10 protein-coding genes are annotated in these 11,703 nt (G+C 72.6%); 9 read left to right on the forward strand and 1 reads right to left on the reverse strand.

The window, feature by feature from the left end; genetic code table 11:
* Positions 1-27 precede the first annotated feature (27 nt).
* Positions 28-717: a VC0807 family protein gene (locus IE269_RS31440; protein WP_189826633.1), complete on the reverse strand. Its 690-nt coding sequence runs from the start codon at positions 715-717 to the stop codon at positions 28-30.
* Between the two features lie 243 nt (positions 718-960).
* Between IE269_RS31440 and IE269_RS31445 the strand changes: the two genes are divergently transcribed.
* The 9 genes from IE269_RS31445 (at position 961) to IE269_RS31485 (ending at position 11,621) form a co-directional block, all read left to right on the forward strand.
* A complete protein-coding gene (locus tag IE269_RS31445; protein WP_189826634.1) occupies positions 961-2,307 on the forward strand; it encodes a salicylate synthase in 1,347 nt (448 codons plus the stop codon).
* The gene (locus IE269_RS31450; RefSeq protein ID WP_189826635.1) at positions 2,304-3,404 is read left to right on the forward strand and encodes a ketoacyl-ACP synthase III family protein; all 1,101 of its coding nucleotides are present in this window, start codon (positions 2,304-2,306) and stop codon (positions 3,402-3,404) included. Before IE269_RS31445 ends, IE269_RS31450 begins: the two co-directional genes overlap by 4 nt.
* Positions 3,401-5,140 carry a (2,3-dihydroxybenzoyl)adenylate synthase gene (locus tag IE269_RS31455; RefSeq protein WP_189826636.1) on the forward strand — a complete coding sequence of 580 codons (1,740 nt, stop codon included), beginning with the start codon at positions 3,401-3,403 and terminating at the stop codon, positions 5,138-5,140. The genes IE269_RS31450 and IE269_RS31455 overlap by 4 nt, the downstream gene beginning before the upstream one ends.
* A gap of 6 nt (positions 5,141-5,146) precedes the next feature.
* Positions 5,147-5,449 (forward strand): phosphopantetheine-binding protein, encoded by a 303-nt coding sequence (locus IE269_RS31460; protein WP_189826637.1) that lies wholly within the window; start codon positions 5,147-5,149, stop codon positions 5,447-5,449.
* Positions 5,449-6,984, forward strand: coding sequence for an amidohydrolase family protein (locus IE269_RS31465; RefSeq protein ID WP_189826638.1), 1,536 nt, complete (start codon positions 5,449-5,451; stop codon positions 6,982-6,984). The genes IE269_RS31460 and IE269_RS31465 overlap by 1 nt, the downstream gene beginning before the upstream one ends.
* A complete protein-coding gene (locus IE269_RS31470; RefSeq protein WP_189826639.1) occupies positions 6,981-7,781 on the forward strand; it encodes a 2,3-dihydro-2,3-dihydroxybenzoate dehydrogenase in 801 nt (266 codons plus the stop codon). The genes IE269_RS31465 and IE269_RS31470 overlap by 4 nt, the downstream gene beginning before the upstream one ends.
* A gap of 58 nt (positions 7,782-7,839) precedes the next feature.
* Positions 7,840-8,502, forward strand: coding sequence for an isochorismatase family protein (locus tag IE269_RS31475; RefSeq protein WP_189826640.1), 663 nt, complete (start codon positions 7,840-7,842; stop codon positions 8,500-8,502).
* Complete coding sequence (locus tag IE269_RS31480) at positions 8,499-10,493, forward strand: anthranilate synthase family protein (protein ID WP_189826641.1); 1,995 nt, start codon at positions 8,499-8,501, stop codon at positions 10,491-10,493. The genes IE269_RS31475 and IE269_RS31480 overlap by 4 nt, the downstream gene beginning before the upstream one ends.
* A 105-nt stretch (positions 10,494-10,598) precedes the next feature.
* On the forward strand, positions 10,599-11,621 hold the full coding sequence (locus IE269_RS31485) for a ketoacyl-ACP synthase III family protein (protein ID WP_189826642.1): 1,023 nt from the start codon (positions 10,599-10,601) through the stop codon (positions 11,619-11,621).
* Positions 11,622-11,703 lie beyond the last annotated feature (82 nt).

Below are 11,703 nucleotides of genomic sequence, written 5' to 3' on the forward strand. Positions count from 1 at the left end.
CCGGGGCCCGGGCCCCGGGACCCGGCCTCAGCCCGCCGGATCCACGGCCGGAGCCGCACTCCCGTCCGCACCGGCACCCGCACCCGCAGCGGCACCCGCCCCCGCCATCCGCGCCCGGCCCTTCTTCCCCGTACTGATCGTGTACGTCAGCAGCCCGGCCAGCACCACGAACGGCAGGATGCCGGAGACCCCCACCATCGTCTGCGTGTCCAGGACGTACGTCAGCGCGATCCGCACCCCGGCCTCCGCCAGGAAGGCCACACCCCACACCACCGTCAACTTCCGCTGGCTGGAACGGAATCCGGGGTACGCGTCCCAGAGCCCGTTCCACCGGGCGACGCCCTCCGCCGACCCGTCGGTCGCGAACTTCCGCCCGAAGTAGAACATCATCGGCCGCTCCAGGAACAAGGTCGCCAGGAACGCGAGACCCAGCAGCCCCGTGACCGCCGAGTCCTTCACGAAGACCATCTTCTCGCTGTGGAAGACGAGCGCCCCGACCGCGCCCAGCACCAGCACGCCCAGGATCATCACGCCGAACTCGTCCACCCGCCGGTGCAGCCCGTAGAAGATGCCCACCTCGGCCAACGGCCAGATGGCGATCAGGAACAGGGCCGTGACCGGCTCCACCCCGCCGTCCGTCAGCATCCCGTACGTCACCCACGGCAGCACCACGCTGAACAGCAGCGTGGGCCCCCAGTTCAGCACCACAGACTTCATTCCCCGAACTCCCCTGTCCTGGCTGCCCGTTCAGGCCCCGCGCGCAGCGTAGGGGTGCGCCCCGGCCCCGTACGGCCCGCTTTGCCGCCGCCATACCTCGGCATGATCGGACCTTGGGCGAACGTCTGTGCATCCCGTGGCTCCTCAACCCGATCAGCAGGGTTGATCGGACGGTCGTGGTCCCCGGTCTGTTACCTCCGTAACCTCATGGAAGGTAACAAGACAACGGGAGGGACTTCCCTGATGATCGCCACCGCCTCGCGCCATTACTACGAGACCCAACTGCCGCTCTCCGAAGACCCCTTGCTGATCGCCGCCCGTCTCGCCGACTCCGGACTCCACGAGTCGTACGTCGTCTACGAGAACGGGGGAAGCTGGTCCTACGCGGGCGGCGCGCGCGCCGAACTGACCCTGGACCGCGACGGAGCCCGGCTCACCCAGGAAGGGCTGCCGGAGGTCGTGCTGCCGTGGAGCGACACGCCGCTCCGGCTGGTCTCCGAACTGCTCGCCCAGGTGGAGGTCCCCTCCTGGCGGGCCTACGGATGGGCCGCCTTCGAGCTGTCGTACGTCAAGGAGGGCGGACGCCGGCACCTCGGCGACGAGCGGCTGATGCACCTGGTCGTGCCGCGCGCCGAGGTCCGCTTCGGCGAGGGCCACGCCCTGCTGCGCGCCGCCGACCAGGCCGCCCTCGACGCGCTGGTCGACACCGTCCTCGCGGACGGCCCGGCCCGTAACACACAGCCCCGGCCCCTGGACGTGTACGCCACGGACAGCGGCCCGTACCGGGCGGCGGTGCGGCAGGCCGTCGACGCGATCAACGCCGGTGAACTGCACAAGGTGATCCTCTCCCGGGTCGTCGAGGTGCCCGGCGACACCGATCTGACGGGCACGTACGTGGCGGGGCGGCGGGGCAACAACCCGGCCCGCTCCTTCATGGTCAACCTCGGCGGCACCGAGGCGATCGGCTTCAGCCCGGAGATCGTCGTGCAGGTCTCCGAGGACGGCCGGGTGGTCAGCCAGCCGCTGGCCGGCACCCGCGCCCTCACTTCTGACGCGTACGTCAACGCCTGCCTGCGCGCCGACCTCTTCGGCTCGCCCAAGGAGGTTTACGAGCACGCCATCTCGGTCAAGACCGGCGCGGACGAGCTCCTGGAGGTCTGCCTCGAAGGGACCGTCGGCGTACCGGAGTTCATGGCCGTACGCGAACGCGGCAGCGTCCAGCACCTCGCCTCCCGGGTGACCGGCAGGCTGGCCCCCGGCCAGGAGGCCTGGGACGCCTTCGGCGCCGTCTTCCCGGCCGTCACCGCGTCGGGCGTCCCCAAGGAGGCCGCGTACGAGTCCATCCGCCGCAACGAGCCCGAGACCCGGGGCCTGTACAGCGGGACGGTGCTGACCGTGGACCACTCCGGGGCCATGGACGCGGCCCTGGTGCTGCGCAGCGCCTACCGCAAGGACGGCCGCACCTGGCTGCGGGCGGGCGCGGGCATCGTCGGACACTCCACGCCCGAGCGGGAGTTCGAGGAGACCTGCGAGAAGCTCGACAGCGTCGCCCGGTACCTGGTGCCCGCGGCCACCGGGGAGCAGCGGTGAAGCTCGCCGAGGACATCCACCTCGCGGGCCTCGGCACCTGGCTGCCGCAGGCGACCAGCACCGAGGAAGCGGTGAACCGGGGCTGGTACGACACGGCCGTCCGCAAGGCCTCCGGCATGCGGGCGGTCCGGACCGCCGGAGAGGTGCCCGCCCCCGACATGGCGGTACGGGCCGCCGAGACCGCCCTGCGCCGCAGCGCCGCCACGGGGCTGGAGCCCGACGACTTCGGGGCGCTGCTGCACTGCGCCACCTACCACCAGGGACCCGACGGCTGGTCCGCCCCGCACTACGTGCTGCGCAACACCCTGGACCGTCCGGTCACCGCCGCCCAGATCGGCCCCGGCTGCCTGGGCATGCTGGCCGCGCTGGAACTCGCCGCGCACCGGCTGATCGCCGACCGGTCCAAGGACGCGGTGCTGGTCACCTCCGCCGACAACTTCTCCGCCCCCGGGGTGGACCGCTGGAACGCCTCCAAGCTGTTCCTCCTCGCGGACGGCGGCGCGGCCGCGGTGGTCTCGCGCCGGGGCGGATTCGCCCGGCTGGTGGCCGTCGGCTCGTCCTCCGCCCCGTCGATGGAGGAACTGCACAGGGCGGGCGAGCAGCTCTTCCCGCCCGGCATCACGGTCGGCCGCTCCCTGAACTTCGAGGAGCGCAGCGCCCACATGCGGGGCCGCTGGGAGCAGGGGACGGCCGCACCGCCGGTGCACCTCGGCGACCTGGTGGCCGAGACGGTCGACCGGGTGCTGGAGGAGGCCGGCAGCAGCCTGGAGAAGGTGGCCAGGATCTGCCACACCGGATACGCCGAGGGCGCGCTGCACAGCATCTACTTGGACCCGCTGGACGTCGAACCCGACCTCGGCACCTGGGAGTTCACCCGCGGCGTGGGCCATGTGGGCGCCGCCGACCCGTTCATCGGCCTGGAACGGCTGTGGAGCAGCGGCGAGGTCGTCGTGGGGGACGAGGTGCTGCTGCTCGCGGCAGGGCCGGGCCTGGAGGTCGCCTGCGCGGTCGTGCAGATCACGGCCGACTGCCCCGACGAGAGCCCCGACAGCGCAGAAGCCCCCGTGGATTCCGCTCGTAAGGAGGAGGACCGATGATGCTCGACGGCTGCACACCGTGGCCGGCGGAGACCGCCGCGCACTACCGCCGCACCGGACTGTGGCGGGGCAGCGACCTGGGCGCCCTGCCCCGCGAGTGGGCCGCCGCGTACGGCTCCGCCACGGCACTGGTGTCCGGCGACACCCGCATCAGCTACACCGAACTGGCGGACCGGGTCGACCGCAGGGCCGCCGGGTTCGTCCGCGAGGGGGTGCGGCCGGGCGACCGTATCGTGCTCCAGCTGCCGAACGTACCGGAGTTCGTGGAGGTGGCCTTCGCCCTCTTCCGGGCCGGTGCCAAACCGGTGTTCTCCCTCACCTCGCACCGGTCCCAGGAGATCCGGCACCTGTGCGAGCTGTCGGGGGCGTCCGGATACGTGGTGCCCGGGGTCTTCCGCGGCTTCGACCACGTGGCGCTCGGCCGGCAGATCGCCGCCGGACTTCCCGCGCTGCGCACGGTGTTCGTCATGGATGCGGTGGAGGAGGCCGAGGGGTCCGACGGGGGCCGCGTGGACGTCGTACCGCTTGCGCGGGTCGACGGCGATCCGCAGCCGCTGCCCGCGAACGACCCCTCCGACGTGGCCTTCTTCCTCCTCTCGGGAGGCACCACCGCACTGCCCAAGCTCATTCCGCGCACGCACGACGACTACGCGTACCAGACCCGTACGGTCGCGGAACTCCTCTCGCTCGACCCGGCGTCCGTCTACCTTGCGGTGCTTCCCGTGGAGTTCAACTTCACCTGGGGCTGCCCCGGCGTCGTCGGCACGCTGGCCTCCGGCGGAACGGTGGTGCTCGCTCCCGATCCCACCGCCGACGACTGCTTCGCGCTGATCGAGCGGGAACGCGTCACGCTGACCTCCGTGGTGCCCACCGTGGCCCGGCTCTGGCTGGAGGAACGCGAGTTCTCCGACCGGGACCTGTCCAGCCTGGAGGTCCTCCAGATCGGCGGCGCCCGCCTCGAACCGGAACTGGCCGCCCGGATCGCCCCGGAACTCGGCTGCCGCCTCCAGCAGGTGTTCGGCATGGCCGAAGGACTGCTCACCATGTCCCGCCCCGGCGACGACCCGCACTCCGTGCTGCACACCCAGGGCCGGCCCGTGTCCGAGGCCGACGAGGTGCGGATCGTCGACGAGCAGGGCGACCCCGTGCCGCCCGGCGGCGTCGGGGAACTGCTCACCCGGGGCCCCTACACCCTGCGCGGCTACTACCGGGCCCCCGAGCACAACGCGCGGGCCTTCACCGAGGACGGCTTCTACCGCACCGGCGACCTGGCCAGCATCACTCCCGAGGGCCGCCTCGTCGTCGAGGGGCGGATCAAGGACGTCGTCATCAGGGGCGGCGACAAGATCGCCGCGGGAGAGGTGGAGGCCCACCTCCTCGCCGTCTCCGGGATCGCCGCCGCGGCCGTGGTGCCGGTGCCCGACGCCTTCCTGGGGGAGCGGATCTACGCCTTCCTCGTCGGCCGGGACGACTCGGCCCAGGAGCCGCCGCTGACCGCGCTCAAAGCCGCCCTCCAGCAGCGGGGCCTGGCCGACTACAAGCTGCCGGACCGCGCCGAATACGTACCCCGTCTGCCGCTGACACCCCTGGGAAAGATCGACAAGAAGGTCCTCGCGGCGGCCGCCGCCGACCCGGCCCGCTCCCGGGACTGGGCGCGCGTACGGCAGGACCCGCAGAGCCCCCGCCGGACGGCCGGTGCCACCGCGCCCGCCGCGACCCCGACACCCGTGAGGTGAACCGCCATGACCGCACCCACCCCGCCCCGTGCCCGACCCGGCACCCGACGCCGCGAACTCCCGCTCACCGAGGCCGAGTTGAGGCAGGACGTCGCTGCGATGACCGGCCTGGCGGCCGAGACCATCACCGGTGACGCCCACCTGGTCCATCTCGGGCTCGGCTCCCTGGAAATGATGCGCCTGGTCACCCGCTGGCGCAGGCAGGGAGTGCCGGCCGACTTCGCCGCACTCGCCGCCGCACCCACCCTCGACGCCTGGCACCAGCACCTCAGTGGCGCATGGGCCTCCCGGGATGCGGAGGTGGCGTGATGAGCACCCTGCTGATCCGCGGGGGCGTGCTCTACCCGGCGGACGCCACCGACCGCGTCGTGCCCGACGGCGCCGTGCTCGCCGAGGACGGTGTGGTGGTCGCCGCCGGGCCGGTCGCCGAGGTCGAGGCGGCGATCGAGCCCCGGCACCGCGAGGACCTGCACACCATCGACGCCCGGGACCGGATGATCCTGCCCGGCTTCGTCAACGCGCACTGGCACGAGATGTTCGCGATGCGGTTCCCCTTCAAGGGGGCGCTGCGCAGCGCGAGCGACCGCGACGACAAACCCGTCTTCATGGCGCTCGGCGGTGACGTCCCGCAGGTCTCCGCGGTCTTCGACGCCTTCCACGACCACATCGACCGGCTCACCCCCGACGAGGCGCTGGCCATCGCCCGCTACTCGATGTGGACCCAGCTGCGGTCCGGCGTCACCACCCTCGGCGACGTCGGCTCCCTGAACAAGCCGCAGGCACTGGCCAGGGCCGCCCGGGACCTCGGGATGCGCTGCACCGTCTCCACCTGGGCCGCCGACACCGTCTGCGCGCCGGGCGACAGCCGCTTCAGGCGCACCCGGGACACCGACCTCGAACTCCAGCGCATCGAAGAGCTGCTGGAGGAGTGCTCGGGCGACCCCGACGGCCTCGTCCGGGCCTGGCCGACCTCGGTGTACGGCACCAACATGAGCGACGAACTCGCCGCAGGCTTCGCCGACCTGGTGGCCCGCTACGACGTCCCGTTCGCCACCCACGTGGGAGCGCTGCGCAACGAGGCCGAGGTGATGCTCGCGTACTACGGGTCCACCCCGGTGCGCAGATTCGCCGACGCGGGGCTGCTGACCGACCGGTTCATGGCGGTGCACTGCGGCTTCGCGGACCCCGGGGAGCGGGCCCTGCTGATCGGGGCGGGCGCCCACATCAGCCACGCGCCCGCCAAGTACGGCCAGGCCGGGGAGTCGACCCTCTCCGAGACCCGGATGATCCCGGAGTTCCGCAGGGCCGGCCTGGACGTCTCGGTGTCCACCGACGGCGCGGCCGTACCCCTGGGCGGCATGGCGGAGGCGATGCGGGCGGTGTGGCAGCTCTACAACGAGATGTACGCCGACCCCACCGAGGTACTGCCCACCGACGCCCTCGCGATGGCCACCAGGCTCCCCGCCCGGGGCCTGGACCAGGGCGACCGGATCGGCAGCCTGGAGCCGGGCAAGCAGGCGGACCTGCTGCTGGTGCCGGCCGACGACTGGCGCTACCTGCTCAACCCCCGCCCGCTGGAGGGCTTCCTCTCGCTGGGCGGCTCCATGGACGTACAGACGGTGATCGTCGCGGGGCAGGTCCTGATCGAGGACGGCCGCTCGACGGGACTGGACGAGGACGCGCTGGAGGCCGAGTACCTGGAGGCGCTGTCCTCCTTCACGGTCCGCTGCCTGGCGGTGGACGCCGACGCGGTCGAGGCGGCCCTGCGGCGGCGCAGCGAAGTGGTGGACCGGCGCAGGCGGGCCCGGGCCAGGCACCACACGGGATGGGGGAACGGACGATGAGCGAGGAACCGTGCACGAGCCCGAACCTGCACGGCAGGACCGCCCTGGTCACCGGGGCGGCGGGCGGAATCGGAGCGGCGGTGGCCGGTGCGCTGGCCGCCGCCGGGGCCCGGGTCGCGGTGCTGGACGCCGACCGGGCGGGCCTGGACCTGCTGGTGAAACGGATCGAGGAGGACGGCGGGACGGCGCTCGCGCTCGGCGCGGACGTCCGCGACAGCGCCGAGGTCGACGCGGCCGTGGACCTGGCGGAGCGTGCACTGGGCCCGCTGGACCACCTGGTGAACGCCGCCGGAGTGCTGCGCACCGGCGAGGTCACCGACTACAGCGACGCGGACTGGGACCTCACCTTCGCGGTGAACGCCACCGGTGTCTTCCACGTCAGCAGGGCCGTCGTCCGCCGGATGGCGGCGCGCCGCTCCGGAGCGGTGGTGACCGTCGCCTCGAACGCGGCCGGCATCCCGCGCTGGAACATGGCGGCCTACGCGGCGTCCAAGGCCGCGGCGACCAGCTTCACCCGCACCCTGGGGCTGGAGACGGCCCAGTACGGCATCCGGTGCAACGTCGTCGCCCCCGGCTCCACCGAGACACCGATGCTCACCTCGATGTACCCGCAGGGCGACGCCGCAGGCCCGTCCGTCGAAGGCTCGCCCGCCACGTACCGGCCGGGCATCCCGCTGGGCAAGATCGCCCGGCCCGAGGACATCGCCCACGCGGTCCTCTTCCTGCTCTCCGAGCAGGCCTCGCACATCACCCTGCACAACCTCGTGGTGGACGGCGGCGCGGCGCTGGGCGCCTAGGGCCGGCCTCTTCCTCTTCTTCCTTCTGCTGTTCACTCCTACCGACTCTGGAGCACCGATGGCGATCCCTCTCATCGACTCGTATCCCATGCCGACCGAGGCCGAACTCCCGCTCAACACCGCACCGTGGACGATCGATCCCGACCGCGCGGTGCTGCTCGTCCACGACCTGCAGAACTACTTCCTGCACCCGTTCGGCCACGGCGGGCCCGACGCGGGCCGTCAGCCGCTCACCGACCTGATGGACCACGCCGAGGCACTGCGGCGGCAGTTCACCGCGGTCGGCGCGCCCGTGGTCTACACCGCACAGCCCGGCGGGATGTCCGACGGGGACCGCGGGCTGCTCAAGGACATCTGGGGCGCCGGGATGAGCGCCGACGAGGAGCACCGGGCCATTCCCGACCGGATCGCCCCCGCGCCGGGCGAGCAGGTGTTCACCAAGTGGCGGCCCAGCGCCTTCTGCCGCACGGACCTGCTCGACACGCTGCGCCGCAGCGGCCGCGACCAGTTGGTGATCTGCGGGGTGTACGCCCACGTCGGCATCCTGATGACGGCGCACGAGGGCTTCTCGCACGACATCCAGACCTTCGTGGTGGGCGACGCGATCGCGGACTTCTCCGCCCGCCGCCACCAGGAGACCCTGGAGTACGTCGCCACACGCTGCTCGGTCACGCTGTCCACCCGCGCGGTGCTGGCGGCCATGGGCGGGGGGCGGCCATGACGCACACCGGCCTCACCGAACTCGCCGACCTCACCGGCCTCACCGACCCCGCCGTCCACCCGCTCCTGGCCCAGGTGCTGGGTGACGACGCCCCGCCGTTCGCCCTGCTGCACCGGCCGGGTGCCACCGGCACCGACACGGTCGACCTGCTCGTCGGCCGGGTCGGTACGTACGACCTGATCGCCGACATCCCGCTCACCGGCACCGCACCCGACCGGCACGAGGTGCTGGCCCTGCTGCCCTACCGGCAGATCCGCGAGCGCGGCTTCGCCTGCCCCGACGACGGGGCGCCACTGCTGACCCTGGCGGTGGACGAGCAGGCGGTGCTGCCCCTGGACCGGGTGCTGGCCCAGCTGCCCGACCTGCCGATCGACATGGACGAGGGCGGCTTCGACACGGACGACGAGGAGTACGCGCGCCGGGTGCGCCGGGTGCTCACGGAGGAGATCGGCACCGGCGCCGGGGCGAACTTCGTGCTCAAGCGCACCTTCTCGGCGCAGATCCACGGCTGGTCCTCGCGGACCGCGCTGTCCTTCTTCCGCCGACTGGCCGGCCGCGCCGCGGGCTGCCACTGGTCCTTCGTCGTGCACACGGGCGGGCGGACCTTCGTGGGGGCCTCCCCGGAGCGCCATGTGAGCCTGGACGCCGGGCAGGTGGTGATGAACCCCATCAGCGGCACCTACCGCTATCCGCCGGGCGGCCCGGACCGGGACGAGCTCCTCGCCTTCCTCGCGGACCCCAAGGAGGCCAACGAGCTGTACATGGTCCTCGACGAGGAACTCAAGATGATGGGCCGGATCTGCGACCTCGGCGGCCGGGTGACGGGGCCCGCCCTGAAGGAGATGGGGCGCCTCGCCCACACCGAGTACCTCGTCGAGGGACACAGCTCCCTGGACATCCGGGAGATCCTGCGCGAGACGCTGCTCGCCCCGACGGTCACCGGCGGCCCCCTGGAGAGCGCCTGCGAGGTGATCAGCCGTCACGAGCCGGAGGGGCGGGGGCACTACGCGGGCGTGGCTGCCCTGATCGGGCGGGACGCGGCGGGCCTGCGCCGCATGGACTCGGCGATCCTCATCCGTACGGCCGAGATCGACGGCGCGGGCCGGGTGCGGATCCCGGTGGGCGCCACCCTGGTGCGCGACTCCGACCCGGCGGGCGAGGCGGCCGAGACCCGGGCCAAGGCCGCCGGGCTGATCGAGGCGCTGCGGGCCCCGGTGGGGACGCCGGCCGCGCCCGCCGGGGAGGGGGCGCGCCCGCTGTCGGCCGATCCCGCCGTGCGGGCGGCGCTGGCCGCGCGCAACGTGCCGCTGTCCGGCTTCTGGTTCGAGCGGCCGGGGGAGCGGTCCAGGCCACTGGCCGGGCTGATCGGCAGACGGGTCCTGGTGATCGACGCCGAGGACACCTTCACGGCGATGGCACGGCATCTGCTCCAGGCACAGGGTCCGTACGTGGAGATCCGCAGGTACGACGAGGAGTTCCGGGTCGAGGACTACGACGTGGTCATCGTGGGGCCGGGCCCGGGAGATCCGGCGAAGACCTCCGACCCCAAGATCGCCCGGCTGCGTGCGGTGACCGCGCACCTGCTGAGCAGCGGCATTCCGTTCCTGTCCGTCTGCCTGGGCCACCAGGTGCTCAGCACGCTGCTGGGGCTTCCGCTGGTACGTCACCGGGTGCCGAGCCAGGGCATGCAGCGTACGGTCGACTGCTTCGGCCGCAGCGAACCGGTGGGCTTCTACAACACGTTCGCCGCGCGCAGCGACGCGGACCTGATCGAGTGCCCCGGCCGCGACGGCACGGTACGGGTCTTCCGGGAGCCGGACGGCGAGGTGCACGCACTGCGCGGACCGGGCTTCGCCTCGGTGCAGTTCCACCCCGCATCGGTGCTGACGCAGCGCGGCCCCGAGCTGCTCGGTGAGCTGATCGCCGATCTGCTCGGAGAGGTAACGGGCCTTTATCGGGGGGCCGTTGCCCTGGATCCGATACCTGCATAACGTTTTTGGTGGTAGCGGTCACCTGTTCGGACAGGGTGCCGTCATCGATCCGGCACCCCTCTTCTCCGGCAGCCCTGCCGTCCCGCCCAGGAAGGAACCGCCCCCATGCGCTTCGACAACATCTGGATCGCCGGCACCGGAGGTACCCTCGGCACCTTCGAGCCGGTGGCCGACGCGGTCGCCGACGGCTCCTACTCGGCCGAGGCCGCCGAGAGCACCGGAATGATCAGCTACTCCCGGTCGGACTCCGCACCGCCCGAGATGGCCGTGACCGCGGGCCGCCAGGCCGTCAAGGAAGCGCAGGAGCGGGGTGCGCGCATCGACTCCGACACCGTCCTGCTGCACAGCCACGGCCACTTCCAGGGCATCGACCTGTGGCCGGCCGCCTGCTACATAGCCGGTCAACTCCTGGGCCCCGAGCTCGACTCCATGCCGGTCACGGTCAACGCGTGGTCGAACGGATCGCTGGCCGCCCTCGACGTCGCCGCCGCCACGCTGACGGCCCGCCCCGGTGTGCCCTCCGCCCTGATCACCCTGGCCGACCGGTTCGCGCCGCCCACCAACCGCTGGTACACCTCGCCGGGCATGGTCTTCGGGGACGGGGCCGCCGCCGGGGTGGTGACCCGGGACGCCGGACGGCTGCGGCTGCGCTCGCTGGTGAGCCGTACCGACACCGTCCTGGAGGGTCTTTCCCGGGGTGCCGAGCCCTTCCGCACCGCCCCCGAGGGGCAGCCGGACATGCGCCGCAGGACCCGCGAGTTCCTCGCGTCGGGGGAGGTGTCGCTCAAGGGCGTGCACACCCGGACCGCCGACTGCACCCGGGCCGTGGTGGGCCGTGCGCTGGACGAGGCGGGCATCACGGCCGACGAGGTCGACTGGTTCCTGACGCCGTTCGTCGGCCGCACCCTCCACCGGGAGAGCTTCCTGCGCCCGCTGGGGATCACCCCGCGCAACAGCGTGCTCGAACTCGGCCTCACCATCGGCCACTTGGGTCCCTGCGACCAGATGTACGGCCTGGACCACCTGCTCCGGAACGACCTGCTGAAGTCCGGCGACCGGATCCTCGTGCTCGGCACCGGCATGGGCTTCACCTTCTCCGCGGCAGTGCTCACCGCCGACGGCGTGTGAGCGGCCGACGCCGTACGAGAGTCCCGCGCCGTACGAGAGTCCCGCGCCGTATGAGCGGCCTGCGCCCCTCGCCCGAACTCCC

Origin of the sequence: Streptomyces spiroverticillatus, from assembly GCA_014650415.1 — a bacterium.
Lineage (GTDB): Bacteria > Actinomycetota > Actinomycetes > Streptomycetales > Streptomycetaceae > Streptomyces > Streptomyces spiroverticillatus.